The organism is Xanthomonas sp. NCPPB 3174 (assembly GCF_056725205.1).
Genome location: NZ_CM161517.1, coordinates 4198734 through 4224155, shown reverse-complemented (window position 1 = coordinate 4224155; position 25422 = coordinate 4198734). Strand labels below are relative to the sequence as shown.

The 25422-nt window shown below is 71.2% G+C and carries 21 protein-coding genes and 1 pseudogene; 18 read left to right on the top strand and 4 right to left on the bottom strand.

What is annotated here, in order from left to right; translation table 11 throughout:
- Positions 1-234: 234 nt before the first annotated feature.
- The 13 genes and pseudogenes from gspE (at position 235) to AC1PK7_RS18115 (ending at position 13157) form a co-directional block, all read left to right on the top strand.
- Complete coding sequence (gspE, locus tag AC1PK7_RS18175) at positions 235-1965, top strand: type II secretion system ATPase GspE (RefSeq protein ID WP_010343590.1); 1731 nt, start codon at positions 235-237, stop codon at positions 1963-1965.
- Positions 1966-2098: 133 nt separating this feature from the next.
- On the top strand, positions 2099-3313 hold the full coding sequence (gene xpsF / locus AC1PK7_RS18170; RefSeq protein ID WP_019799989.1) for a type II secretion system protein XpsF: 1215 nt from the start codon (positions 2099-2101) through the stop codon (positions 3311-3313).
- 674 nt (positions 3314-3987) lie between these two features.
- A complete protein-coding gene (gene gspG, locus AC1PK7_RS18165; protein WP_029562177.1) occupies positions 3988-4425 on the top strand; it encodes a type II secretion system major pseudopilin GspG in 438 nt (145 codons plus the stop codon).
- 78 nt (positions 4426-4503) lie between these two features.
- Positions 4504-4953: a type II secretion system protein XpsH gene (gene xpsH / locus AC1PK7_RS18160; protein WP_481100931.1), complete on the top strand. Its 450-nt coding sequence runs from the start codon at positions 4504-4506 to the stop codon at positions 4951-4953.
- A complete protein-coding gene (gene xpsI, locus AC1PK7_RS18155; RefSeq protein ID WP_481099043.1) occupies positions 4950-5366 on the top strand; it encodes a type II secretion system protein XpsI in 417 nt (138 codons plus the stop codon). The genes xpsH and xpsI overlap by 4 nt, the downstream gene beginning before the upstream one ends.
- Positions 5363-6016, top strand: coding sequence for a type II secretion system protein J (locus tag AC1PK7_RS18150; protein ID WP_481099042.1), 654 nt, complete (start codon positions 5363-5365; stop codon positions 6014-6016). The genes xpsI and AC1PK7_RS18150 overlap by 4 nt, the downstream gene beginning before the upstream one ends.
- Positions 6013-6870: a type II secretion system minor pseudopilin gene (locus AC1PK7_RS18145; RefSeq protein WP_420007940.1), complete on the top strand. Its 858-nt coding sequence runs from the start codon at positions 6013-6015 to the stop codon at positions 6868-6870. The genes AC1PK7_RS18150 and AC1PK7_RS18145 overlap by 4 nt, the downstream gene beginning before the upstream one ends.
- The gene (locus AC1PK7_RS18140) at positions 6867-7991 is read left to right on the top strand and encodes a PilN domain-containing protein (protein ID WP_104609552.1); all 1125 of its coding nucleotides are present in this window, start codon (positions 6867-6869) and stop codon (positions 7989-7991) included. Before AC1PK7_RS18145 ends, AC1PK7_RS18140 begins: the two co-directional genes overlap by 4 nt.
- Positions 7972-8616 (top strand): annotated as a pseudogene (gene gspM, locus AC1PK7_RS18135) (type II secretion system protein GspM); the annotation flags it as partial. The gene AC1PK7_RS18140 and the pseudogene gspM, both read left to right, overlap by 20 nt.
- Positions 8617-8791: 175 nt before the next feature.
- A complete protein-coding gene (gene xpsN, locus AC1PK7_RS18130) occupies positions 8792-9568 on the top strand; it encodes a type II secretion system protein XpsN (protein WP_481099041.1) in 777 nt (258 codons plus the stop codon).
- 11 nt (positions 9569-9579) lie between these two features.
- Entirely contained in the window at positions 9580-11868 is a 2289-nt protein-coding gene (gene gspD, locus AC1PK7_RS18125) for a type II secretion system secretin GspD (RefSeq protein ID WP_481099040.1), read from the top strand.
- A gap of 4 nt (positions 11869-11872) precedes the next feature.
- On the top strand, positions 11873-12706 hold the full coding sequence (locus AC1PK7_RS18120) for a glycosyltransferase (protein ID WP_481099039.1): 834 nt from the start codon (positions 11873-11875) through the stop codon (positions 12704-12706).
- The gene (locus AC1PK7_RS18115) at positions 12699-13157 is read left to right on the top strand and encodes a hypothetical protein (RefSeq protein ID WP_481099038.1); all 459 of its coding nucleotides are present in this window, start codon (positions 12699-12701) and stop codon (positions 13155-13157) included. The genes AC1PK7_RS18120 and AC1PK7_RS18115 overlap by 8 nt, the downstream gene beginning before the upstream one ends.
- Positions 13158-13229: 72 nt before the next feature.
- Here the strand turns inward: AC1PK7_RS18115 and AC1PK7_RS18110 are convergent, their stop codons facing one another.
- The 4 genes from AC1PK7_RS18110 to AC1PK7_RS18095 form a co-directional block, all read right to left on the bottom strand.
- A complete protein-coding gene (locus AC1PK7_RS18110; protein WP_481099037.1) occupies positions 13230-13967 on the bottom strand; it encodes a UTRA domain-containing protein in 738 nt (245 codons plus the stop codon).
- Positions 13968-14123: 156 nt separating this feature from the next.
- Positions 14124-14696, bottom strand: a complete 573-nt coding sequence (gene pnuC, locus AC1PK7_RS18105; protein WP_481099036.1) for a nicotinamide riboside transporter PnuC — start codon at positions 14694-14696, stop codon at positions 14124-14126.
- Between the two features lie 513 nt (positions 14697-15209).
- The gene (locus AC1PK7_RS18100) at positions 15210-17390 is read right to left on the bottom strand and encodes a TonB-dependent siderophore receptor (RefSeq protein WP_481099035.1); all 2181 of its coding nucleotides are present in this window, start codon (positions 17388-17390) and stop codon (positions 15210-15212) included.
- Positions 17391-17494: 104 nt separating this feature from the next.
- Positions 17495-18646, bottom strand: a complete 1152-nt coding sequence (locus AC1PK7_RS18095) for a phosphotransferase enzyme family protein (protein WP_481099034.1) — start codon at positions 18644-18646, stop codon at positions 17495-17497.
- 420 nt (positions 18647-19066) lie between these two features.
- Here AC1PK7_RS18095 and AC1PK7_RS18090 point away from each other — a divergent pair, with 420 nt between their 5' ends.
- The 5 genes from AC1PK7_RS18090 (at position 19067) to AC1PK7_RS18070 (ending at position 25356) form a co-directional block, all read left to right on the top strand.
- Positions 19067-19912, top strand: a complete 846-nt coding sequence (locus tag AC1PK7_RS18090; RefSeq protein WP_481099033.1) for a glycosyltransferase family 2 protein — start codon at positions 19067-19069, stop codon at positions 19910-19912.
- A 198-nt stretch (positions 19913-20110) separates the two neighbouring features.
- A complete protein-coding gene (locus AC1PK7_RS18085; RefSeq protein ID WP_481100930.1) occupies positions 20111-21004 on the top strand; it encodes a hypothetical protein in 894 nt (297 codons plus the stop codon).
- A 2-nt stretch (positions 21005-21006) separates the two neighbouring features.
- The gene (locus AC1PK7_RS18080) at positions 21007-22938 is read left to right on the top strand and encodes a glycosyltransferase family 2 protein (RefSeq protein WP_481099032.1); all 1932 of its coding nucleotides are present in this window, start codon (positions 21007-21009) and stop codon (positions 22936-22938) included.
- Positions 22886-24400 carry a hypothetical protein gene (locus AC1PK7_RS18075; RefSeq protein WP_481099031.1) on the top strand — a complete coding sequence of 505 codons (1515 nt, stop codon included), beginning with the start codon at positions 22886-22888 and terminating at the stop codon, positions 24398-24400. The genes AC1PK7_RS18080 and AC1PK7_RS18075 overlap by 53 nt, the downstream gene beginning before the upstream one ends.
- Positions 24382-25356 (top strand): glycoside hydrolase family 113, encoded by a 975-nt coding sequence (locus tag AC1PK7_RS18070; RefSeq protein ID WP_481099030.1) that lies wholly within the window; start codon positions 24382-24384, stop codon positions 25354-25356. Before AC1PK7_RS18075 ends, AC1PK7_RS18070 begins: the two co-directional genes overlap by 19 nt.
- Positions 25357-25422: the final 66 nt, after the last annotated feature.

The following is a 25422-nucleotide window of genomic DNA, read 5'->3' as shown; positions in this document are numbered from 1 at the left end:
CCAGGAAACCCGGCTCCGGCCGGGTTTCCTGCGTCTGCAGCAGGCAGCCGCGGCTCCGGTGGCCGGCGCGTAACCGTCCACCATCGCCTGCCGGAATGTCAGGCCGATGACGGCGGCGCGTCCTGTCAGCGCCGACGTCCTGGCCGTCGGTAGACAGCGACGCCGGCGCGCGCCGGATTCGGCGTCGGGTCATGCCGAACTGCTAAAGTCGCACGGTCATCTGGGAGGGATCGCGTGAATGCGCTCGTGAAGGACACTGCCGTCGCCGTGGAGACGCCCGAAACCCGCATCATCGCGGCGTTGCTGGCCAAGGGCCGGCTCAAGGACGGCGACCTGGCGCGCGCGCGGCAACTGCAGCGCGAATCCGGCGGCGGCCTGCTGGCGCTGCTGGCGCGCCTGGGCCTGGTCTCCGAGCGCGACCATGCCGAACTCAGCGCCGAGGTCCTGGGCCTGCCGCTGCTCGACGCCAAGCAGTTGCCGGCCACCGCGCCGGAGAGCCTGCCCGAGGCGCAACCGCTGTCGCTGCGCTTCCTCAAGCAATTCCATGTGTGTCCGCTGGGCGAACGCGACGGCGTGCTGGAACTGTGGATGGCCGATCCGCACGACGCCTACGCCGCCGACGCGGTGCGCCTTGCCACCGGCCTGCAGGTGCTGCCGCGGGTCGGCCTGCGCTCGGAGATCGACGACCTGATCGAGCGCTGGTTCGGCCAGGGCCGCAGCGCGATGGGCGCGATCGTGGAAACCGCCGACGGCGACAGCGTCGCCGCCGACGACATCGAGCACCTGCGCGACCTGGCCTCCGAGGCGCCGGTGATCCGCCTGGTCAACCTGGTGATCCAGCGCGCGGTGGAACTGCGCGCCTCGGACATCCACATCGAACCGTTCGAGAGCCGGCTGAAGGTGCGCTACCGCGTCGACGGCGTGCTGATCGACGGCGAGAGCCCGCCGGCCAACCTGACCGCGGCAGTGATCAGCCGCGTCAAGATCATGGCCAAGCTCAACATCGCCGAGCGCCGCCTGCCGCAGGACGGCCGCATCATGCTGCGGGTGCAGGGCAAGGAGCTGGACCTGCGCGTGAGCACCGTGCCCACCGCGCACGGCGAGAGCGTGGTGATGCGTCTGCTCGACCGCGAGACCGTGGTGTTCGACTTCCACCGGCTCGGCTTCACCGACGCGTTCCTGCCGCAGTTCCGCAAGGTGCTGGAACAGCCGCACGGCATCCTGCTGGTGACCGGCCCCACCGGCTCGGGCAAGACCACCACGCTGTACACCGCGCTGAGCCAGCTCAACACCGCCGACGTCAAGATCATCACCGTCGAGGATCCGGTCGAATACCAGATCGAGGGCATCAACCAGATCCAGGCCAAGCCGCAGATCGGCCTGGATTTCTCGCATGCGCTGCGCAGCATCGTGCGCCAGGACCCGGACATCATCATGATCGGCGAAATGCGCGACCTGGAGACGGCGCGCATCGCCATCCAGTCCGCGCTGACCGGTCACCTGGTGCTGTCGACCCTGCACACCAACAACGCCGCCGGCGGCATCACCCGCCTGCTCGACATGGGCGTGGAGGACTACCTGCTGACCTCCACCATCAACGGCATCCTCGCCCAGCGCCTGGTGCGGCGGCTGGAGCCGACCCACGCCGAGCGCTACGCGGCTTCGCCGGAGGAGATCGAAAAATTCGAGCTGCGCCGGCTGCAGCCGGAAGGCGAGATCTTCCTGTACCGCCCGCGGCCCTCGGCGATCGCGCCGACCGGCTACGTGGGCCGCACCACCATCATGGAATTCCTGGTGATGAACGACGTGCTGCGGCGCGCGGTGATGCGCCACGCCGGCATGGGCGAGATCGAGCAACTGGCGCGCGAGGCCGGCATGCGCACCATGTACGAAGACGGCCTGGCCAAGGCACTCAGCGGCCAGACCACGATCGAGGAAGTGCTGCGCGTGACGGAGGAAACCTGATGCGCGCGACCTGCGCTCCGGTGGTGACGACGTGTCGCTGCGCCATGCGCCGGCGGTCCGCGCTCGGGAACGCATGGACCGCGCACGACGCGCGTTCCCATTCCCGATTCCCCATTCCCCACTCCCAGCCCTGATGCCCCTGTACCGCTACAAGGCCCTGGACTCGCATGGCGAGATCCTGGAAGGGCAGATGGAAGCCGCCAGCGAGGCGGAGGTGGCGTTGCGCCTGCAGGAGCAGGGGCACATGCCGATGCAGGCCAGGCTGGCGGCCGAGGGCGGCGGCACCTCGCTGCGCGGGTTGTTCCGGCCCAAGCCGTTCGACGGCGCGGCGCTGGTGCAGTTCACCCAGCAACTGGCGACCCTGCTCGGCGCCGGCCAGCCGCTGGACCGCGCGCTGTCGATCCTGCTCGAACTGCCCGAGGACGAGCGTTCCAAGCGCACCGTCGGCGACATCCGCGACGCGGTGCGCGGCGGCGCGCCGCTGTCCACCGCGCTGGAGCGCCAGCATGGGCTGTTCTCGCGGCTGTACATCAACATGGTGCGCGCCGGCGAGGCCGGCGGCAGCCTGCACGACACCCTGCAACGCCTGGCCGAGTACCTGGAGCGCAGTCGCGAGTTGCGCGGGCGGGTGATCAACGCGCTGATCTATCCGGCGATCCTGGTCAGCGTGGTCGGCTGCGCGCTGCTGTTCCTGCTCGGCTACGTGGTGCCGCAGTTCGCGCAGATGTACGAGAGCCTGGACGTGGCCCTGCCGTGGTTCACCCAGGCGGTGCTGAGCGTGGGCCTGTTCGTGCGCGACTGGTGGATCGTGCTGCTGGTGGTGCCTGGGGTGACCATCCTGGCGGTGGACCGCAAGCGCCGCGACCCGGCGTTCCGCGCCAGTTTCGATGCCTGGCTGCTGCGCCAGCGCTTCGTCGGCGTGCTGATCGCGCGGCTGGAGACCGCGCGCCTCACCCGCACCCTCGGCACCCTGCTGCGCAACGGCGTGCCGCTGCTGGCGGCGCTGGGCATCTCCCGCAACGTGCTGTCGAACCTGGCGCTGACCGCCGACGTCGGCGCCGCCGCGGACGACGTCAAGAACGGCCACGGCCTGTCGGCCTCGCTGTCCAAGGGCAAGCGCTTCCCGCGCCTGGCGCTGCAGATGATCCAGGTCGGCGAGGAATCGGGCGCGCTCGACATCATGCTGCTGAAGACCGCCGACACCTTCGAACAGGAGACCGCACAGGCCATCGACCGCCTGCTGGCGGCGATGGTGCCGGCGATCACCCTGGTCCTGGCCTCGGTGGTCGGCCTGGTGATCATCTCCGTCCTCGTCCCCCTCTACGACCTCACCAATGCTATTGGGTGAGGCCATGCGCTTGCGAACCGCAGGTTCGCGCATGGCCGAACGCCCGGCCATGGATGGCCGGGCCGGTCTATCCGGAGCCGGCAATGCGACGCCATGGAGGGCCGCGGCCTCGCCTGACACGCCCGCGCGGTGCGCCATGGCGCATGTGGCGCCGAACGCCCGGCCAGGGATGGCCGGGCCGGTGGTTCCGGCGCTCGTGATGTTGCGCCATGGATGGCGACGCAGGCTTCTGGCGCAGTGGACGAATGAATCGAAGGAGGCCATGCGCTTGCGAACCACTGGTTCGCGCATGGCCGAACGCCCGGCCATGGATGGCCGGGCCGGTCTGTCCGGCGCCGGCGATGTGACGCCATGGACGGCAGCGGCGTTGCTTGGTGCGTCCATGCGATGCGCCATGGCGCATGTGGCGCTGCGCGCCCGGCCTCGGCCGAGCCTCAGGCGGTCATCGCGGACTGTGACGCCGCGCGTGTCCGTCCGGGAACCTTCGGCCGCCGCCCCTGTCCCATTGCCAGCGGCGCCTTGCGTGCCGGCCGCGGCCGTGCGTGCGCGCGGCACGGATCCTCCGGCGGCAGGTGTGACGGCGTGCGTGACGCGCCGCTGTACCGCCGGCCGCCGCCGGCTGCCATCGTCACCGTGTTCGGCTACATAGGTCTTCCACCGCAAGGATCCATGCAATGCGCACTCTCCGCCGCTCCCTCACCCGTTCCCCGTCCGCCGCACGCCAGGCCGGCATGAGCCTGCTGGAAATCATCATCGTTATCGTGTTGATCGGCGCAGTGCTGACCCTGGTCGGCAGCCGCGTGCTCGGCGGCGCCGATCGCGGCAAGGCCAACCTGGCCAAGTCGCAGATCCAGACCCTGGCCGGCAAGGTCGACAACTACCAGCTCGACACCGGCAAGCTGCCGTCCAAGCTCGACGACCTGGTCACCGCGCCGGGCGGCGTCAGCGGCTGGCTCGGCCCGTATGCCAAGCCCGCCGAACTGAACGACCCCTGGGGCCACCCGATCGAGTACAAGGTGCCCGGCGACGGCCGTCCGTTCGACCTGATCAGCCTGGGCAAGGACGGCCAGCCCGGCGGCAGCAGTTACGACGCCGACATCAAGTACGAGTGATCCGGCGCCGTGATCCGGGCCCCTGCCGGTGCGCTGCGCTTCGGCGCGCCGGCGTGCGCGCCGGCCGCGCGTGCGCGCATGCGCGGCGTGTCGCTGCTGGAGATGCTGCTGGTGGTGGGCCTGATCGCGATCGCCGCGCTGCTGGCGGCCTCGGTGCTGACTGGCGGCATCGACGGCATGCGCCTGCGCTCGGCGGCCAAGGAGATCGCTTCGCAACTGCGTTACACCCGCACCCAGGCGATCGCCAGCGGCCAGCCGCAGCGGTTCCTGATCGACCCGCAGGCGCACCGCTGGCAGGCGCCCAACGGCCGCCACGGCGAGATCCCGCCGTCGCTGACGATCCGCTTCACCGGCGCGCGCCAGGTGCAGCGCCGCGAAGGGGAGGGCGCGATCCAGTTCTTCGAGGACGGCGCCTCCAGCGGCGGACGCATCGAGCTGCAGGCGCGTCAGGCGCGCTGGCGCATCGACGTGACCTGGCTGACCGGCGAGGTCACGGTCGGGCGTGCGCCGGAGCAGGCGGGCTCATGAACCGCCAGCGCGGCTACACCCTGATCGAGGTGATCGTGGCGTTCGCGCTGCTGGCGCTGGCGCTGACCCTGCTGCTCGGCTCGCTGTCCGGCGCCGCGCGCCAGGTGCAGCGCGCCGACCAATTGAGCCGCGCCACCCTGTACGCGCAGTCGCTGCTGGCGGCGCAGGGCGTGGAGCAGCCGCTGCAGCCCGGACGCAGCCAGGGCACCCTGGACCAGGGCCGCTACCGCTGGACCCTGGACGTGGCGCCCTACACGGATCCGCGGCGGCCGCCCGATGCGGCGGTGACGCCTGGCGCACCGACCCTGCTGCAGTTGACCCTGCAGGTGCGCTGGGGCGATGCGCCGGCGCAAGCGCTGCAGTGGAAGACCCTGCGCCTGGTCGCCCCGCAAGGCAACGGGGTGCCGCAATGATCACGCGCGCGCCGCAGCGCGCCAGCGCGCGCGGCTTCACCCTGATCGAGGTGCTGCTGGCCACGGTGCTGCTGGTCGGCGGGCTGACCCTGGCCTTCGCCACGCTGCGCTCGGCGATGGCGATCAGCGGCCGCGGCGAGGCGATCGCCGGGCGCAGCGAACGCATGCGCGCAGTCGAGGGCTTCCTGCGCCGGCGCCTGAGCGGCGCGCAGTCGCTGCCGCTGGATATCGACACACACACGCTGCAGCCGGTGCGTTTCGTCGGCGAACCGCAGCGCATGCAGTTCGTGGCCGATCTGCCCGAGTACCTCGGCCGCGGTGGCCCCTACCTGCACGACCTGCGGGTCAGCGGCGAGGGCGACCATCGGCAACTGGCGATCGCGCTGGTGCAGGTGCAGGCCGGCAAGCAACTCGCCGAAACCCCGCCGCGCCCGCCCGAGCCGCTGGCGCGCGACCTGCGCGAGGTGCGCTTCCGCTACCGCGGCCTGGACCCGGAGCGCGGCACCATCGGCCCCTGGCAGGAGCGCTGGGAGCGCACCGACACGCTGCCGCTGCTGGTCTCGATCGAGTTGCGCAGCGGCGACGGCACGGCGTGGCCGCCGCTGGTGGTGGCGCTGCGCCAGGCCGGTGGCGCGGAGATGCGGCAATGAGCGCTGCGCATCGCGACCGCGGCGCCGCGCTGGTGCTGGTGCTGTGGCTGATCGCGCTGCTGACCGCGCTGATCGGCGCCTTCGCACTGACCGCGCGCACCGAGAACCTGCAGGGCAAGGTGCTCGGCGACGGCGCCGAGGCGCAGGAGCGCGCCCGCGCCGGCCTGGAATACGCGCTGACCCGGCTCGCCGGCACCCCCACCCAGCCGGGCTGGCGTGCCGACGGGCGGCGCTATCGCTGGCAGTACGAAGGGGCCACGGTCGACCTGCGGGTCACCGACGAAAGTGGCAAGGTGGATCTGAACATGGCCGATGCGCCGCTGCTGGCGGCGCTGGTGCGCGCGGTCGGCGAGGAGCCGCAGCGCGCCGAGCGCATCGCCGCGGCGATCGTGGACTGGCGCGACCCGGACAACCTGACCCAGCCCAACGGCGCCGAGGACCCGGACTACGCCGCCGCCGGCCTGCCCTACGGCGCCAAGGACGCGCCGTTCGAAAGCCTGGCCGAACTGCAACTGGTGCTGGGCATGGACCCGGAGCTGTACGCCAAGCTGCTGCCCAACCTGACCCTGTACGGCGGGGTGTCGCGGCCGACGCCGGACTTCGCGCCGGGGCCGGTGCTGACCGCGCTCGGCCTGGACGCGCAGCAGGTGCTGGCGCAGCGCGAACGCACCGACCAGACCCAGCTCGGCATGGTCGGCATGGGCGGTGGCGGCACCTACAGCATCGAAAGCCGGGCGCGGCTGGGCAATGGCCGCGAGGGCGTGTTGCGTGCGGTGGTGCGCCCAGGCTCGTCGGCGCTGCCGGGCTCCGCCTACACTGTGTTGCGTTGGGAAGAAGGAACGACGGTGCGATGACGGCGTGGCGCGACACGATGGACAAACTTGGCGTACGCATCGCCCCCGGTGCGGGCGGGCTGCTGGCCTGGTGGCAGCGCTCGCTGATGGCGTGGCTGCCGCCGCGCTGGCAACTGCAGCTGGGCTGGTCGCAGGCGCGGCTGCTGCTGTGGCGCGAGGGCGAGCAGCTGATGCTGGCGCGGCAGGTCGAGTCCGAGCTGGGCGCGCCGCTGGCGCTGCCGTGGCCGCTGCTGCCCGCCGAACTGGAGGCGCTGCTGGGGCCGCGCCTGGCGGCGTTGCCGCGGGTGTGGCTGCTGCCGGCCGAGGCGGCGCTGCAACGCCGGCTGCGCCTGCCGGCAGCGGCGGCCGAACACCTGCGCGAGGTGGTGAAGTTCGAGATCGACCGGCAGACCCCGTTCCAGGCCGACCAGGTGATCTACGACGTGCGCGCCGACGGCCGCCGCGACGACGCCCAGCTCGATGCCGAACTGGTGGTGGCGCCGCGCCGCGTGCTGGACGACCTGCAGGCCAGCGCCGGCGCGCTGCGCCCGACCCTGGCCGGCATCGACGTCGCCGGCAGCGACGGCGCGCCGCTGGGAGTGAACCTGCTGCCGCAGGAACAGCGCCACCGCCGCGCCGACCCGATGCGGCGCTGGAACGCGATCCTCGCCGCCACCGCGCTGCTGGCGCTGTGCGCGGCCGGCTGGCAGTTGCTGGACAACCGCCGCGATGCGCTGGAGCACCTGCGCACGCAGGTGGACAGCGGCGCGCAGCGCGCACGCGCGGTGGCCGCGCAGCGCCAGCAACTGCTCGATCTGGTCGAAGGCGCCGCGTTCTTCGACCAGTTGCGCGCCGAGCGCCCGGCCTCGGTGGAGGTCTGGAACGAACTGAGCAAGCGCCTGCCGGAGGGCACCTATCTGGAGAAGTTCTCGATCGAGGGCAACCAGTTGCAGTTGATCGGCCTCAGCAGCGAAGCCTCGTCGCTGGTCGGGCGCCTGGAGGGGTCGCCGCTGTGGCGCACGCCGTCGCTGACCGGCGTGCTGCAGGCCGACCCGGGCAGCCACCGCGACCGCTTCACCCTCACCGCCGAGCTGGCCGGCACCAAGCGCAAGGAGGCCGCCGATGCCGGTGCAGGTCGATAAGCGCGACCGCTGGCTGGCGTTGGGCCTGCTGCTGGCGGCGCTGGCGCTGGGCTACCTGGTGCTGGTGCATCCGTGGTGGACCGTGCCGATGCGCGAGGTCGATGCGCAGATCCAGGAACTGCAGCAGCGCGAACTGCGCGTGCGCATGCAGTTGCAGCAGGCGCCGCAGGTGGCGCAACGGCTGCAGCAGGCGCAGCGCGACCTGGCCACGCGCCCGGGCTTCCTGCGCGAGACCTCGGCCGAGCTGGCCTCGGCCGGCCTGGTGCAGCGCCTGGAAAGCGCGGTGGCCACGGCCAGCCCCGGCAACCGCAGTTGCGCGATCAGCAACCGCTCGCCGCTGGCCGCCGACAACCGCAGCGACCGCTTCACCCGCGTCGCGGTGCAGGTGCGCCTGCGCTGCGGCACGCCGGAACTGGCGGCGGTGCTGCATGCGCTGGAGAGCGGCACGCCGGCGCTGTTCATCGACAACCTCAACGTGATGGCGCAGCGCTACCAGCTCTCGCCGGGCGAGAGCGGCAACGGCCTGGACGTGGCCTTCGAACTGGCCGGTTACCTGCGCCCGAACGCGATGCCGGCGCCGCCAGCGGCGTCCGCCGGTTCCGACCCGTCCGCGGCGACGGCACCCGCCGCCGCCACGCCGGTGATGAACGCCGGGGGTTCCGCCGGTGCCGGGCCGAGCGAGCCGGCGTCCATGCCGCCACCGCCGCCACCGGGCACGCCCGGCGCGACCAACCCGCCGGGTGCGTCCGGAGCCGCGAATGCCGCGCCGGCGGACCTGCCGCAACAGGTGGAGGGCCGCCATGCGAATTGAAGCGATGGGCCTGCGCACCGTGTGGCTGGGCACGCTGGCGCTGTGGGGGCTGCTGGTCTGGGCGCTGGGCCTGGGCGGGCTCGGCGAGCGCGTGGCGCCGCTGCCCGACGATCCGTCGATGCTGCAGCGACTGCCGGGCTTGCCCGCGGCCACCACGCAGCGCCTGGGCGATTTCTCGCAGTACGGCGAGATCGCCGCGCGGCCGATATTTGCCGAGGATCGCCGTCCGCATCCGTTCTTCCTCAGCGCCGACAGCGGTCAGGCCGCTGCGCCCAACGTGCGCCTGACCGGCGTGCTGCTCACCGACCGCTTCAAGATGGCGACGCTGACCACCGAGCAGGGCGAATCGCTGCGCCTGAAGGAAGGCGGCGACGCCGTGCAGGGCTGGCGGCTGCTGTCGCTGTCGCCGCGGCAGGCCACGGTCAGCGGTTCCGGCGGCACCCAGACCCTGGAATTGAAGGTATTCGACGGCAAGGGCGGGCAACCGCCGACCGTGCTCGGCCAGGCCGGACGCGCCGCTGCGCAGGGGCAGATGCCGCCGCCGGCGTCCGCGCCCAATGGCCAGTCCAACGCCAACGCGCCGCGACCGCAAACCCCTTCCGCGTCCAACCCGGCGCCGAACCAGGCGCCGACCCCGAGCGCGCCGCCGCCGTCCTCGCCGGCCCCCTCGTCGGAGCAGTTGCAGGCGATCCGCGAGCGGATCGAAGCGCGGCGCCGGCAATTGCAGCAACAGCGCCAGAACAACCCCTCAGGTCAGAACCCTTGAAGAGTGATCGCATGACGCCGCGTCTGTTTTCCCTGTTCCTCGCCATCGGCCTGGTGGCCGGCTGCGCCACCACGCCTTCGCCGGACGTCCGCCGCGGCGCCGCGATCAACCCCCAGGTCGGCGCGGCCGGCAGCACCCAGACCGACGGCGAGGGCGGCCCGGCCGATCCCAATGCCTTGCCCGAGCGCGCCACCCCGGTGATCCGCCGCGGCAGCGGCACCATGATCAATTCCGCGGCCGCCGCGGCGCCGGCGCCGTCGCTGGGCAACGCCAGCAGCGGCAGCGCCACCTTCAACTTCGAGGGCGAATCGCTGCAGGCGGTGGTCAAGGCCATCCTCGGCGACATGCTCGGGCAGAACTACGTGATCGCGCCGGGCGTGCAGGGCACGGTGACCCTGGCCACGCCCAAGCCGGTGTCGCCGGCGCAGGCGCTGAACCTGCTGGAGATGGTGCTGGGCTGGAACAACGCGCGCATGGTCTACAGCGGCGGCCGTTACAACATCGTCCCCGCCGATCAGGCCCTGGCCGGCACGGTGGCGCCGAGCACCGCCTCGCCGGCCAACGCGCGCGGCTTCGAGGTGCGCGTGGTGCCGCTGAAGTACATCTCCGCCAGCGAGATGAAGAAGGTGCTCGAGCCCTACGCGCGGCCGAACGCCATCGTCGGCATCGACAGTTCGCGCAACGTCATCACCCTGGGCGGCACCCGTGCCGAGCTGGAGAACTATCTGCGCACCGTGCAGATCTTCGACGTCGACTGGCTGTCGGGCATGTCGGTGGGCGTGTTCCCGATCCAGTCGGGCAAGGCCGAACAGGTCGCGGCGGACCTGGAGAAGGTGTTCGGCGAGAACAGCAAGACCCCCAGCGCCGGCATGTTCCGCTTCATGCCGCTGGAGAACGCCAATGCGGTGCTGGTGATCACCCCGCAGGCGCGCTACCTGGACCAGATCCAGGAGTGGCTGGACCGCATCGACAGCGCCGGCGGCGGCGCGCGCCTGTTCTCCTACGAGCTCAAGTACATCAAGGCCAAGGACCTGGCCGACCGCCTGGCCGAAGTGTTCGGCGCCGGCGGCGGCAACCGCGGCGACTCCAACGCCTCGCTGATGCCGGGCTCGCAGATGAGCCAGTTGAACGGCGGCGGCCTGGGCGGCTTCAACGGCAGCGACAGCAGCCTGGGCGGCAGCGGTCTGGGGAGCAATAGCCTGGGCAGCAGCAGCGACAGCCTGGGCAGCAGCAGTTCTTCCGGCAGCAGCAGCGGTGGCCTGGGTAATGGCAGCCTGCAACTGTCGCCGCGCACGTCCGGCAACGGCAGCGTGACCCTGGAAGTGCAGGGCGACAAGGTCGGCGTGTCGGCGGTGGAGGAAACCAACACCCTGCTGGTGCGCTCGACCCCGCAGGCCTGGCGCTCGATCCGCGACGTGGTCGAGAAGCTCGACGTGATGCCGATGCAGGTGCATATCGAGGCGCAGGTTGCGGAGGTCAACCTGTCCGGTGATCTCAAGTACGGTGTCAACTGGTACTTCGAGCAGGCGGTGAATGCGGCGTCCGACGCCACCAATATCGGCATCGGCGGCGGCGCCAATCTGCCCAGCGCGGCGGGCCGCAAGATCTGGGGCGATATCGCCGGTAAGATCACCGGCAGCAGTGGCCTGGGCTGGACCTTCCTCGGCAAGAACGCTGCGGCCGTGATCACCGCGCTGGACGAGGTCACCGACGTCAAGCTGCTGCAGACGCCGTCGGTGTTCGTGCGCAACAACGCCGAGGCCACGCTCAATGTGGGTACGCGCATCCCCATCAATTCGGTGAGCGTCGACACCGGCCTGGGCACCGGCACCACCTACTCGTCGGTGAACTACATCGATACCGGCGTGATCCTGAAGGTGCGCCCGCGCGTGACCAAGGACGGCATGGTGTTCCTGGACATCGTGCAGGAAGTCAGTTCGCCTGGTGCGGCATCGACCAACTGCGGCACCAGTGCCGGCACCAGCACCGCCTGCAACGTGCCGATCAACACGCGCCGGGTCAAGACCGAGGCGGCGGTGCAGAGCGGCGACACCATCATGCTGGCCGGCCTGATCAACGACAGCACCTCCGATGGCAGCAACGGCGTGCCGTACCTGAGCAAGCTGCCGGTGGTCGGCGCGCTGTTCGGGCAGAAGACCCAGAATCGGGATCGCCAGGAAGTGATCGTGCTGATCACGCCGTCGATCGTGCGCAACCCGCAGGAAGCGCGCAATCTCACCGATGAGTACGGAGCGAAGTTCAAGGCCATGGAGCCGCTGCCGGCACGCGGCAAGAAGTAAGCGGGTGAGCCTGCCCATCGTGCTGCTGCCGGTCGGCGTCGATGACGTCGCGCTGGACGCCTGCCTGGGCGCGCTCGAAGCGAACACGCCGGCCGGCACCCGGGTGTGGCTGGCCGACGATGCGCAGGCCGGCCCGCGCGGCATCTGGGTGATCGAGGCCTGGCTAGCGCACACGCGCCTGCAGGCCGACTACACGCGGCGGCCGCGCATGCTCGGCGAGGTCGCGCATCTGGACGAGATGCTGCGCGCCTGCGGTGATGCCGACGTGGCGGTGCTGGCCGCCGACGCGCAGCCCGGGCCGGGCTGGCTGCTGCAGTTGAGCGCCTGCCTGGCGCGCGATGCGGCCATCGCCAGTGCCACGCCGTGGAGCAATGCCGGCGAAGCCTGCGCGTGGCCGCGGCTGGGCGAGATCAATCCGCTGCCCGAAGATCCCGAGCGCCTGGCGCGGGCGTGCGCGGCACTGCCGCCGCTGCATCCGGAACTGCCGTCGGCGGTGTGCCATGCGGTGGTGCTGCGTGGGGTGGCGCGGCAGCGTGCCGGCGGCCTCGATGCCAGCAGCTATGGCTCCTGGTATGCGGCGCTGACCGACCTGTCGCTGCGCATGGCCGGACTCGGCTGGCGCAACGTGCTGTGCGAGACCGCGCATGTCGCGTGCAGCGGCGAAGGCCGCGCCGCCGACGGCGACATGGATGCGCTGGCCACGCGCTGGCCGGCCTGGCACGCGCGCCTGGCCGGCTTCCTGATGCACGATCCGTTGCGCGCCTGCCGCGAGGAGTTGCAACGCCTGTACGACACGTTGCCGCCGCCGGATCCGCAACGTGCGCTGTTCGATGCGTAGCCTGTCGCCGCCCGACCTGCGGCTTGCCCATCGCTGGAGGCAAACCGGCCGCATCTCGCTGTGGCGCTATCTCGAGAACGAGCGCAACTATCCCGGCTGGCATCTCAACGCAGACGCGGCCGGGTGCCGGTCGCTGTTGATGCTGCTCGACGCGCTGGCCACCGATGGCGACGGTTCGCGCGTCATCGCGATCACGGCGCCCACCAGGGCCGAGCTTGCCGTTCCAAACAATCGGCGCGGTCGCGCTGCGTGGGTCGCTCCGGAGAAGCTGCGCCTTACCTTCTCGACCACCGATGATCGTTGGTCGTTTCCAGCGGATCTGGCGCCGGCCGCACTGGACATCGGCGCGGCGTGGCTTGCTGCCCTGCGAGACGGAATCGACGGCATTCCGAAGGGGCGGGGAGACCACTGCATCGGCAGGGGCGATCTTCGCCTGTGGTTCTGGTGGTGAGGCGGGAACGCCCCGGCTGGCCATGCAAGCCACTCCCGGCAACGCGCCTGCGCGGCGCTCTGCAGAGTCGCTTCACTCCGGCGGCGCGTAAACATCCACCGACACTTCCAGAACGTCGTGGCGCCAGGCTTCGATGTCGAACTCCACGGCGCGTCCGTCGGGATCGTAGCTGACGCGTTGCAGGCGGAAGCAGGGCGTGCCGGCGGTGGATTGCAGCAGTGCGGCCTGCTCGGCATCGAGCGTGGCCGGATACATCGACAGCCGGCTGCGCGCCTGTCGCAAGCCCAGGCGCTGGGTCAGCACCGCGCTCAACGAGCCGGCCAGGTCGTGGTCGAGCAGGCGTGGCGCCCACGCGGCGAGGATCGCGTTGGTCTCCAGCAGCACGGCGCGGCGCCCGATCCAGCGGCGGCGGCGCAGCACGAACACGTCGGTTGCCGGATCGTCCAGGTGCAGATGCCGGGCGAGCGCCGGGCCGGCGGGCTGGCGCTGCGCGGCGAGCAGTTCGGTACGCGGGATGCCGCCCTGTGCGGCCACGTACTGCATGAAGCCGGCGATGCTGTTGGGATCGTGACGCACCCGCGGCGCGCTGACGAACCAGCCGCGACGGTTCTCGCGGTAGATGTGCCCATCCGATTCCAGTTGCTGCAGCGCCTCGCGCAAGGTGATGCGGGTGCAACCGAACAACGCGGCCAGCTCGCGCTCCACCGGCAGCCGCTGGTCGGCGCGCCATTCGCCGGCGGCGATGCGCGCCAGCAGCGCATCGGCGATGCGTTGAGCGAAGCCGGCGGCGGTGGCAGTGGGGAAGCTCATGTAGCGTTCTGGGCCTGGTGAAGCGTAGCTGACAAGACTACGCTGCCGCCAGGCATGCGGACGATGTGGCGTCCGATGTTTGCGCGGTTTCCGCATGGCGGCCGTCTTGCGTTCGATCGTGCTGTGTCGCTAAACCAAGAAAGTCACTGAGCGCAATCAGGTGATGGCACGCGCGCGACGCAGATCCGCCTGCCACAGCCGCAGGCCATACACCGCCAGCACCACGAACCCGGCGTACAGCGCGGCAGTGGGATACAGCCCCTTGTACACGAACACGCCGACGTAGACGCAGTCCAACACGATCCACAGGCCCCAGTTGGCGATGCGCTTGCGCGCGGCCCAGACGCTGGCGACCACGCTGAACGCCGACAGCGCGGCATCCAGCCATGGCAGCGCCGCGTCGGTGTGCCGGTGCATCCAGCAGCCCAGCAGCGCCGCGCCGGCGGCGCCGGCCAGCACCGAGCGCAGGCCTTCGGCACACGGCAGCGGCCCGACCTGGACCTTGCCGTCGTCGCCGAGTCCTTTGCTCCAGCGCCACCAGCCGTAGCCTTGCAGGACCACGTACAGGCCCTGCAGCAGCATGTCCGAGTACAGCTTCCACTGATAGAACAGCCACGCGTACAGCAGCACCGCCACCACGTTGACCGGCCAGCACCAGCGCACCCGCCGCGCGGTCAGCCACACACCCAGGACGTTGACCAGCACGGCGAGCAGTTCGAGAGGAGACATGGTGGGGAGGCAGGGATTGGGGATTCGGGATTGGGGATGGTTCGCCAGCTCGGTGCATTGCGCGCTTTTCTGTAGGAGCGGCTTCAGCCGCGACAGGCGTTACCGGGAAAGCCCGTCGCGGCTGAAGCCGCTCCTACAGGGACTTGCGGCGAGCCCGCCGAGTGCAATGTGGGAGGGACTTCAGTCCCGACGCATTGCGGCATCGGAAAGCACACCACTTCGCGCGTTTCGGCTGCATCACAGTTGATTGCCACAGTGGTCATCGGCGCGGCTGGTGTTCGAAAGGGGCAGCAGTGGATGAAGTCATGGTGGATCCGGAGAACAGGGTCATGCGTTTTTGCGAGCAAAGAAGACAGTGTTCGTTGAAGGAGCAGCGCTTGTCTCACTGTGGGAATCAGCCGCGACCGGTCAGCAATAGCGCGTCGCGGCTGAAGCCGCTCCTACATGGTGGCGCGCCATGTTCCGCTTTTGGCTTTTACCAATCCCGAATCCCGATTCCCCAATCCCCGCCCCTCAAAAATCGAACTGCAGCGCCAGCCGCGCGGTCCGCGGCGCACCGAGGAACAGATAATCGTCGCCTTCGTAGGCGCCGACGTCGCGCCAGTAGCGCTTGTCGGTGAGGTTGTCCACGCTCAGTCGCAGCGTGGTCGGCACCGCGCCCAGGCGCGTGGCGTAGCGGGCGCCGATGTTGTAGACGCTGTAGCCGCCGACGGCGACCTGGCCGCTGCGGTCGGCGTACTTGGCGCCGCTGTACTGCACGCCGCCCAGCAGCGCCAGGCCGCTGACGCCGGGTACGTCCCAGCTGGCCTGGGCGCTGGCGCGCAAGCGCGGCACGTTCAGTGCCTGATGGCCTTCGTCGCCCGGCGTGCCGGTGTCCTCGGCGCGCGCGCGAATGCCGGCGACGCTGGCCTGCAGGTGCAGGCTGGCGCCCAGCGTGCCGGCGGCCGACAGTTCGATGCCGCGGTTGTGCAGGCGGCCCTGCTGCACGAACAGGAAGCTGCCGTCGGCCTGCGGCTGCGCGTACTGGTCCGCCTGGCGCATGTCGAACAGCGCCGCGCCCAGGGTCAGGCCGTCGCGCTCGTACTTCATGCCGGCCTCGCGCTGGTAGGCGCTGGTCGGCGCGAGGATGCTGTCGGCGTTGCTGGTGAACCACGGCGCGGTGCCGCCCGGCGCCAGGCCCTTGGCGAAGCTGGCATACAGCGACAGCGACGGCTGCAGCTTGAACAGCAATGCCGCCTGCGGCAGCAGCACCGAGCGGCGCGTGCGCCGGGTCAGCATGCCGTCGCGGTCCCAGGCGCGTTCGTCGTAGCGTACCTGGCGCGCGCCCAGCAGCAGTTGCCAGGCATCGCCGATGCCGATGCGGTCGCTGGCCAGCAGCGCGGTCTGCTCGCTGTCCAGGCGCCGGCGCTTGGGGCCGAGCGTGGCGTCGGCCGGCGCCAGCAGCGGCGGGTCGGCATCGATGTTGCCGCTGCCGATCATCTCGTTGATCGAGCCGTGGCGGTCGATGGTGCGATGCAGATAGTCGACGCCCACCTGGAACTGGTGCTGCAGCACGCCGGTGCTGGCGCTGCCGCTGGCGATCGCCTGCAGTTCGTCGTTGCGGCGGCTGTCGGCGGGGCTGCGGTAGTCGTAGATGTCGTAGTCGCCTTCGCGGCTGAAGTAGTTGGGCACCGCGTCGCCGGCGCAACTGGCCGCGCCGTAGCAGCCCCAGGCGAAGCTGGAGTAATCGTCGATCAGCGCGCGGCTGTGCGAGGCGGCGACTTGCAGATTCCAGGCGTCGCTGAAGCGGTATTCGTAGCGCGCCTGCGCATTCAGCGCCTCGATGCCGACCGGCCTCGACCACGGCTGGTAGGCGAGCAGGCGATGCACCGACACCCCGCTCGGCAACTGCGTGCCGCCGAGCAGTTGATAGCCCGGCACCGAGCGCTGCTGGCGGTCCTGGTATTCCACGTCCAGTTGCAGGGTCGATTGCGGATCGATGTTCCAGTCCGCGGCCAGCGACAGGAAGTTGCGGTGGCCGTCGGCGTGATCCACATAGCTGCGCAGGGTCTCGTGCGCGGCGTTGACGCGCAGGCCGAACTGGCGTTCGCTGCCGAACCAGTCGCCCAGGTCCACCGCCGCGCCGCGGCTGCCGTCGTCGTCGCCGCTCAGCACCAGGCTGCGCACGTGCTGCGGGCGCTTGGTCTGGTAGTCGATCACGCCGGCCGGGGTGGTGATGCCGGACAGCACCCCGGACAGGCCCTTGAGCACCTGCACCTGCTCCTTGTTCTCCAGCGCCACGTTCTGCTCGCCGGCGATGGTCAGGCCGTTGATGCGGTAGCTGTTGGCCGCATCCAGCGAATAGCCGCGCACCAGGAAGTTCTCGTAGTAGCCGATCGGCGCGTAGCTGTCGCCGACCGCGGCGTCGGCGCGCAGGACCTCGCTGAGCACGCGCACCTGGCGGTCGGACAGCTGGTTGCGGTCGATGGTGGCGATCGCCATCGGCGTGTCCAGCAGCGGCGCATCGCCATAGCCGCTCAGGCTGCTGCGGTTGTGCGATTGCCGGCCCTGCACGTTGACCGCGTCCAGTTCGACCGGGGTCTGCGTGCTGGCGGATGCCGGCGCATCGTCGGCGGCCAGGGCCGGCAACGGCAGGGCGGTGGCCAGGGCCAGCGCGAGGGCGTGCGGAGCGGGGAAACGGCGGGTGGGAAGCATGCGGAACGACCTCGGGCAAACGAAACGAAAGTGGGAAGCGGCAGCGCCGCGCGGTGCGTGCGCGGCAGGCGTGACCGCGGACGTGTCGGGGTGGATGCGACGGTTCATGGCGCGGCCGCGGCACGCCGCTGCAGGTGTCGCAGCAGGCGCTGGCCTTCGTCATCGCCGAACCAGGCGGCGTGGCCGAGCAGGTAGCGGCGGTAGGCGATCCCGGCGTGCGCGTCCGAGCCGGTGATGCCGGCGAAGTACTCGATCTCGCTGAGCGCGAAATCGGCATGCACCAGCGGCAGCAGCGCGGCCAGCAGGCGCAGGTGCGCCGCGTCCAGCGGCAGCAGCGTGGCATAGCCGTGCAGCAGAGCATCGAGCTGGTCGAGGTCGGCGATGGCGGTGCCGCCGTCGTCCAGGTGCAGCCACGGGATCAGGTTGCGCTCGATCGCGGTGGCCAGGTCGAACAGGGCGAAGGTGCGGTCGGCCAGGCCGAAATCGAACACCGCGCTGACCGTGCTGGCGGCGCCGTGGCCGCGCCACAGCAGGTTCGAGGCGTGCCAGTCGCCATGGGTCCACAGCGCCGGCGGCGGCGTCTGCAGCAGCGGCCAGGCCTGTGCGTGCCAGGGCAACAGGTGCGCGCGCAGGTCGCCCTGCCAGTCGCGCGGTTGCAGCCACGCGGCCAGCGCTGGGCGCCGTGCCAGATCCTGTTGCAACGCCTGCAGTGGCTGCGGCTGGCCGAACAGGCGCAGGTTGGCGACCAGCACGCTGGTGCTGCGCAGCGGCGCGGTGTAGTCGGCGGCGGCGCGGTGCAACGCCGCCAGCGCGTGGCCGGCGGCGGCGGCATGGGCGGTGTCGGCGAACGGCGTCCACGACATCGCCTCGCGGTAGCGGTCTTCGCCCGCGCCGGCGCGCATCACCTCGTAGGTCCAGTGGCCGCGCCGCACCGCGCTGGCGCCGTCGCGGTCGCGCAGCACCTCCGGCACCGGCACGCCCTGCGCGCGCAGGTGGGCGATGAAGGCGTGCTCCTCGCCCAACGCGTGCAGATCGCGCACGCGGCGGTGGTGGCGCTTGACGAACAGCGTGCCGACGCCGGTCTCGACCTCCGCCGCCGCCGAGAACGGGCGCGGACTATGCCAGCGCAGTCCGTGCAGGTGACCGGGCAAGGCGTACTGCTGCAGCAGCGCCTCCACCTCGCCGTCGGACAGCGGCGGCCAGTCCGCGGCTACGGTCTGCGTGCCCATGCCGTGCATCTGGTGGCGGGCGCTCATGCGCGCGCCTCGCAGCGCAGGCGCGAACCGGCGCGCTGGACCCACCGCCGCATGCCAGCCCCGGCATGCGCGACGGCACTGCCATTGCGGGTGGTTGGTCTAGACCAGAAGCGGGGAGGCCTGGGGCAGGGCCCGGTCGCGCGATCGGGAGCGGAGAAGCGGTCGCCGCCGGCATCTCGGCATGCGCGCAGGCTCGGGTGGCGCGCGCGGTGTGCGGGGTGGGGCGGCAGCCTGGGACAGGAAACAACGCTGGCCGGCATCTGCACTGGGCGAAGGAAAGGACACGGATCGCTCCGTCTCCCGCACGTGCGGGCCGCAAACGGCCGCGCAGTGCACGGGGCCCAGAGTATGCGCGGCAATCGCCGCCGCCGCCATGCCTGCTGCGCGCGTGGCGGGCGGCGCATGCGGGATAATCGACCGATGAGCGAACAGCAGATAGCCGTGGTGGTGGTGACCTACGAGAGCGGCAGCACCATCGATGCCTGTCTGCAGCGCCTGCGCGCGGCGGCCGAGGTGGCGCAGATCCGGGTGGTCGACAATGCCTCGCGCGACGACACCCTGGCGCTGGTGCAGCGGCATGCGCTGGACGATGCGCGGGTGCGCTTCATCGCCAATCCCGACAATCCCGGCTTCGCCACCGCCTGCAACCAGGGTGCCGCGGCCAGCGATGCGCCGTGGCTGGCCTTCGTCAATCCCGACCTGATGGTCGAGCCCGACACCCTGGCGCAACTGCGCGCGCAGGCCGCCGCGCTCGGCGAGGCGCTGCTGGGCGTGGAGCAGGTCGACGAACACGGCCGCGCCGACGCTGCGGTGCGGCGCCGCGACCCGGACTTCGCGGCGATGCTGCGGCATCCGCTGGCCGGCTCGCGGCTGGCGCTGGCGGCCGACCCGGCGCAGCCGCTGCAGCCGGTGCCGGCGCTGTCCGGCGCGCTGATGCTGCTGCCGCGCGCGCTGTTCACCCGCATCGGCGGCTGGGACGCCGGCTATCGGCTGCACGCCGAGGACCTGGACCTGTGCCGCCGGGTGCGCCAGGCCGGGGCCATGGTGGCGGTACTGAACCGCCTGCGCGTGCTGCACGTGCGCGGCGTGTCCAGCCGCAAGCGGCCGTGGTTCGTCGAGTGGCACAAGCATCGCGGGCTGTGGCGCTACTTCCGCAAGTTCGAGGCGCCGACCCGGGCCTGGCCGGTGCGGGCGGCGGTCTGGGCGGTGATCTGGCTGCACGCCTGGGTCACCTTCGCCCGGCTGTGCTGGCGCCGCCCAGGCTGAACGAAATCGGCGCGCGCCGCGCGCGCGTGCGGCATGGCAGCATAAATTCGCTATATTGGGAAGTGCGTCACTTAACAAATGACGTGTTCCGCCGATTTCCTCCTGGACCGCGCCTGCTTTCCGGTTCGGGGGACCCCCACCAGGAACTCAACCATGCATGATTTCGACGGCGTGCGTCCTCGCGCCTGCGCGTCCGCTATGCCCCTGCCCGGTGCCCGCCGCGCCACGCCTGCGCGCCGCGCGCGGCTGGCGCTGGCGCTGCTCGCCCTGGCGGCCGGTCCCTGCTGGGCCAGCGCCTGGGTCGACGAAGCCGGCCACGGGCTGGTGATCCTCAAGGCCAGCCATACCGATGGCGGCGCGGTGTTCAACAGCCACGGCCAGTCCGGCAACTTCCCCGATGCCGGGCGCAGCCGCCAGGACCAGCTCAATCTCTACGGCGAATACGCACTGACCTCGGACCTGACCCTGGTCGGCAACTTCTATTTCAGCAAGGTCGGCTACCGCAACGACAGCGGCTACGGCGACCGCCACAGCAGCGGCTGGTCCGACCAGGAAATCGGCCTGCGCTACCGGATCGACCCGGACGGCCGCGACGGTCCCTGGCAGGGCGCGCTGCAGGTGCTGGCGCTGGTGCCGGCGTATGCGCGCCAGCGCGACGGCGAGCGGCCGGCGCTGGGCCAGGGCGACTACGGCGCCGAGCTGCGCTACAGCGTGGGCCGCGGCTACCGCCTGGGCGAGCACGACGGCTATGTGGACCTGGGTACGGCGGTGCGACTGCGCGGCGGCGACGCCTCCGACGAGGCGCGGCTGGACGTGTCCAGCGGCGTGGCGCTGGCGCCGCGCTGGATGCTGATCGGCGAGTTCAACGTGATCCAGAGCCTGGGCAACGGCAAGGGCCCGAACCGGATCTACGCGCCCGGCGACAACACGCCGATCCGCGGCAACAACTTCGATTTCAGCAAGCTGCAGGCCTCGGTGCTGTACACGCTGCCAGGCGGCACGCAGTTGCAGCTCGGCTACCAGCAGCCGGTGGCCGGGCGCAACACCGGCGGCGCGGGCGGTCCGTTCGTGGCCGCCTGGTGGCGGTTCTAGCCGTGTCCGGCGAACACGAGAGCGTCGCCGCCGAGGCGAGCGTCCCCGGCCGGCTCGGGCGGCTGCCGACCGAGGGCGGCCTGCAGGCGCCGATCGGCGAGGCGCTGGTCGCCGCGGGGGTGATCGACCCGCCGCAGCTGCAGAACGCGCTGTCGCTGCAGGCACGCTGGCGCTCGCGGCTGGGCGACGTGGTGCTGGCCCAGCGCGGGGTCGCGCCGCTGCGCTTCTACACGGTGCTGGCGCAGCATTTCGGGCTGCATTTCGTCAATCTGCTCAAGCAGCCGATCGACCCGGCGCTGTTCCAGCCGGAGCGGCTGGCCGACTACGCGCAGCGCCTGGTGCTGCCGTGGCGCGAGGAGGACGGCCAGCTGGTGCTGGCGGTGGCCGATCCCGGCCCGGAGATCTTCGCCTGGGCGCGCGCCACCTACGGCGAGCAGGTGCGCTTCGTCGGCACCTCCAAGTTCGACATCGTCTGGAGCCTGCAGCAGCACGCCGACGCGCAGCTCACCCACGATGCGCTGAACCTGCTGGCCGAGCATGCGCCCGAGCATTCGGCGCGGCAGGTGATCACCCGCGCGCAGTCGGTGTTCCTGGTGGCGCTCACGGTGGCGCTGGCCGCGGCCCTGGCGCTGTGGCCGCTGGTCACCCTGATCGCGCTCAACACGCTGATCGCGGTGGCGTTCCTGGCCACCTTCGGGCTGAAGCTGGTACTGGCCTGGCGCGGTGCGCGGCGCCGCATCGACATCAAGGTCAGCGACGAGGAAGTGGCCGCGCTCGGCGACGAGGACCTGCCGGTCTACACGGTGCTGGTGCCGATGTACAAGGAACCGGACGTGCTGCCGATCCTGGCCAACGCGCTGCGCCGGCTCGATTACCCGACCTCCAAGCTGGACGTGAAGCTGGTGCTGGAGGCCGACGACACCGAGACCATCGAGGCGGCCAAGGCGCTGGGCCTGGAGGCGTTCTTCGAGATCATCCGGGTGCCGCCGTCGCAGCCCAAGACCAAGCCCAAGGCCTGCAACTACGCGCTGCGCTTCGCCCGCGGGCAGATGCTCACCATCTACGACGCCGAGGACAAGCCGGAGCCGGACCAGCTCAAGCGCGTGGTCGCCGCGTTCCGCAAGTCGCCGGCCGACGTGGCCTGCATCCAGGCGCGGCTGAACTACTACAACGCCGACGAGAACTGGCTCACGCGCATGTTCACGCTCGAATACACGTTGTGGTTCGACTTCTACCTGCCGGCGCTGGAGACCCTGCGCATCCCGATTCCGCTCGGCGGCACCTCCAACCACTTCCGCCTGGACATCCTGCGCAAGGTCCACGCCTGGGACCCGTACAACGTCACCGAAGACGCCGACCTGGGCGTGCGCCTGACCCAGCAGGGCTACCGGGTCAGCGTGGTCAACTCGACCACGTTCGAGGAAGCCAACGTCAGCATCCCCAACTGGATCCGGCAGCGCTCGCGCTGGCTCAAGGGCTACATGCAGACCTGGCTGGTGCACATGCGCGACCCGGTGCAGCTGTACCGCTCCACCGGCGTGCGCGGGTTCTGGGGCTTCCAGTTGTTCGTCGGCGGCACCTTCTTCACCGCGCTGGCCGCGCCGTTGATGTGGCTGAGCTACGGGCTGTGGCTGGCGGTGGGCTCGACATTCTTCGACCCGTTCTTCCCGCCGGCGCTGCTGTACCTGAGCCTGCTCAACCTGCTGCTCGGCAACGGCTTCCTGATCTACATGACCCTGGTGGCGGCGTTCAAGCGCGACTACTTCCGCCTGGCGCCCTACGCGCTGACCGTGCCGCTGTACTGGCTGCTGCAGTCCATCGCTGCCTACAAGGGCCTGTGGCAGCTCATCCGCAACCCGTTCTACTGGGAAAAGACCACCCATGGCATCAGCAAGCACATGGCCGAAGAGCGCCGCGCCGCGCTCGACGACTGACGCGCCGCCGCGCGCGCGCGGCACCGCGGTGTTCGTGTTCACCGCGGCGCTGCTGGCGCTGCTGTGCCACCGGCTGCTCGCGCACGGCTACATGAGCGACGACGCGATGGCGCAGTACGCCAAGCTGCTGCTGTTGCGCGACGCGGCCGGTTTCCGCATCGAGTACCTGGGGTTCCTGTACGCGCAGGCCTCGCTGTACCTGGGCGTGCTGATCGGCGGCCTGCCGGGCCTGTCCACGCCGTTGCTGCCGTACCTGGTCGACGTGCTGGCCGGGGCGGCGCTGGTGACCCTGCTGTGGCGCGACATCGCCGCGGGGCTGGGCCGTGGCTGGGCCTGGGCGCTGAGCGCGGGTGTGGTGATCCAGCCGTTCTTCCTGTGGCCCACGCTGTCCGGCAACAACCAGGGCCTGGGCCTGCTGGTGTTCTACGTGGCCGCGCGCGCGCTGCGCCATTTCCGCGACGACCCGGAAGCCTTCGCCTACCTGCGCCTGGCGGCGAGCCTGTGCCTGCTGTTCTTCGTCGACGAACGCGCCTGCTTCCTGGCGCTGGCGCTGGCGCCGTGGCTGTTCCTGATCGCGCCGCCGCGGCTGATGCGGCAGGCGCCGCTGGCCTTCTACCTGGTGTGCTACCTGCCGTTCCTGTTCGCGGTGGGGGCGTGGATGTACCTCAACTACATGTTCTTCGGCGATCCGCTGCTGTTCGTGCGCGATGCCACCTCCGCTTTCCGCGGCATCTCGGCGCAGGCGGCGCTGCAGCCATGGCTGCAGCAGGCCGCGGCGCGGCCGTGGTGGCCGCCGCTGTGGCTGTTGCTGGCCGGCATCGTCAGCGCGCCGCTGTTGCTGCTGCTGCGCCACACCCGCGACGGCGATACCTGGCGCAGCGTGCTCGCCGCGACCGCCACCGTGCTCGGCGCCGGCACGCTGGCCACCTGGGCGCATTTCAGTGCGCAGCCGCTGGACTTCCTGGCCCTGCTGCTGGTGCCGGTGGCGCTGGTGCTGGGCGACCTGCGCCGCAACGCGCGCTGGCTCGGCCTGGCGCTGTTGCTGGCCGGCGCGGTGTCCAGCGGCTGGGTGATCGCCCGCACCGCCACCTCCACCACCCGCGACTGGATCGCCGCGCTGCAGGCACCGGCACCGCCGCGGCACGCCGACGCCGCGCAGTTGGGCGCATGGCTGGCCGAGGCGCGGCTGCCGACCCTGCTCGACGATCGCGCCAGCTATCCGGTGATCGTCGCCCGTGGCGACGCCAAACAACTGATCCTGCCGTTCGATCCGCGCTTCAAGCAGGCACTGGTCGATCCGCGGCGGATGCCGGCGCAGGTGGTGGTGAGCGACCCGGCCAGCCAGGCCGGCGCGCTGGACAGCCTCAACCGGCGCTTCCCGCAGCTGTGGCAGCAGGGCCTGCCGGGCTACAGTCTGGTCTACCACCAGGGCATCTACCGGGTATGGCGCCGATCGCCGTGAGACTGCTGGCCGCACTGCTGTTGGCGCTGAGCGCCGGCGGCTGCAGTGCGGCGCCGGCGCCGCCGTGGATGGGCGCCAACGTCAAGGTGTCGCCGCAGGCGCCCTGGGGCAGCGCGGCGGCGCAGCAGTCGCTGCGGCAACTGGCCGAGGCCGGCGCTTCGCGTGCGCTGTTGGTCGCCTTCGTCTGGCAGGCGTCGCCGCAGTCGTCGGCCCCGGTACTGGGCAGCGACAGCAGCCCGGCGCTGGTCCGCGCCGGATTGCGGCAGATGCGCGCCGCCGGCCTGCAGCCGGTGCTGAAGGTGCATCTGTGGATTCCCGGACACTGGGCCGGCGAGGCCGCGCCGGCCGATCGCGATGCCTGGTTCGCGGCCTATCGGCGCGCGCTGCTGCAACTGGCCCAGGTCGCCGCCGAGGAACGCGCCAGCGCGCTGATCGTCGGCACCGAACTGCGTCAGTTGCAGGATGCGCCGCAGTGGCCGGCGCTGCTGGCGGCGGTGCGCCAGGTCTATCGCGGCCCGATCGGCTACGTCGCCGACGGCCTGGAGCAGGCCGAGCGCTTCGGCTACTGGGACCGTTTCGATTTCGTCGGCACCAGCCTGTATCCGGCGCTGGCCGCCGCGCCGGAGCAACGGCGCGCGCAGATGCGCGCGGCGGCGGCGCGGGTGCAGGCGCTGGGCGAGCGCAGCGGCCGCCCGGTGTGGGTGGCCGAGCTGGGCCTGCGCTCGGCGCACGGCAGCCTGGCGGCGCCGTGGGAAAGCCCGGAGCAACGCACGGCCGAGGTCGACACCGCGTTGCAGGCGCAGGTGCTGCGCGAGTGGCGCGACGTGCTCGACGCGCAACCGCGCATCGCCGGCATCGCGCTGTGGTGCTGGTACACCGATCCGGACGCCGGCGGCGCCCGCGACAGCGATTTCACCGTGCAGCACAAGCCGGCGCAGGCGGTGCTGAAGCGCTGAGGCGGTGGGCGCGCCATGGCGTGGCGCCTGTCGCAACGCGCGCATGACAAAGCCTGCAACGCACCC

Bases quoted from the DNA above. Each gene is read 5' to 3' on its own strand.
- xpsF (WP_019799989.1), top strand. From the start codon at position 2,099: ATGCCCCTGTACCGCTACAAGGCCCTGGACTCGCATGGCGAGATCCTG.
- gspG (WP_029562177.1), top strand. From the start codon at position 3,988: ATGCGCACTCTCCGCCGCTCCCTCACCCGTTCCCCGTCCGCCGCACGC.
- xpsH (WP_481100931.1), top strand. From the start codon at position 4,504: ATGCGCGGCGTGTCGCTGCTGGAGATGCTGCTGGTGGTGGGCCTGATC.
- xpsI (WP_481099043.1), top strand. From the start codon at position 4,950: ATGAACCGCCAGCGCGGCTACACCCTGATCGAGGTGATCGTGGCGTTC.
- AC1PK7_RS18150 (WP_481099042.1), top strand. From the start codon at position 5,363: ATGATCACGCGCGCGCCGCAGCGCGCCAGCGCGCGCGGCTTCACCCTG.
- AC1PK7_RS18145 (WP_420007940.1), top strand. From the start codon at position 6,013: ATGAGCGCTGCGCATCGCGACCGCGGCGCCGCGCTGGTGCTGGTGCTG.
- AC1PK7_RS18140 (WP_104609552.1), top strand. From the start codon at position 6,867: ATGACGGCGTGGCGCGACACGATGGACAAACTTGGCGTACGCATCGCC.
- xpsN (WP_481099041.1), top strand. From the start codon at position 8,792: ATGCGAATTGAAGCGATGGGCCTGCGCACCGTGTGGCTGGGCACGCTG.
- gspD (WP_481099040.1), top strand. From the start codon at position 9,580: ATGACGCCGCGTCTGTTTTCCCTGTTCCTCGCCATCGGCCTGGTGGCC.
- AC1PK7_RS18115 (WP_481099038.1), top strand. From the start codon at position 12,699: ATGCGTAGCCTGTCGCCGCCCGACCTGCGGCTTGCCCATCGCTGGAGG.
- AC1PK7_RS18110 (WP_481099037.1), bottom strand. From the start codon at position 13,967: ATGAGCTTCCCCACTGCCACCGCCGCCGGCTTCGCTCAACGCATCGCC.
- pnuC (WP_481099036.1), bottom strand. From the start codon at position 14,696: ATGTCTCCTCTCGAACTGCTCGCCGTGCTGGTCAACGTCCTGGGTGTG.
- AC1PK7_RS18100 (WP_481099035.1), bottom strand. From the start codon at position 17,390: ATGCTTCCCACCCGCCGTTTCCCCGCTCCGCACGCCCTCGCGCTGGCC.
- AC1PK7_RS18095 (WP_481099034.1), bottom strand. From the start codon at position 18,646: ATGAGCGCCCGCCACCAGATGCACGGCATGGGCACGCAGACCGTAGCC.
- AC1PK7_RS18090 (WP_481099033.1), top strand. From the start codon at position 19,067: ATGAGCGAACAGCAGATAGCCGTGGTGGTGGTGACCTACGAGAGCGGC.
- AC1PK7_RS18085 (WP_481100930.1), top strand. From the start codon at position 20,111: ATGCCCCTGCCCGGTGCCCGCCGCGCCACGCCTGCGCGCCGCGCGCGG.
- AC1PK7_RS18075 (WP_481099031.1), top strand. From the start codon at position 22,886: ATGGCATCAGCAAGCACATGGCCGAAGAGCGCCGCGCCGCGCTCGACG.
- AC1PK7_RS18070 (WP_481099030.1), top strand. From the start codon at position 24,382: ATGGCGCCGATCGCCGTGAGACTGCTGGCCGCACTGCTGTTGGCGCTG.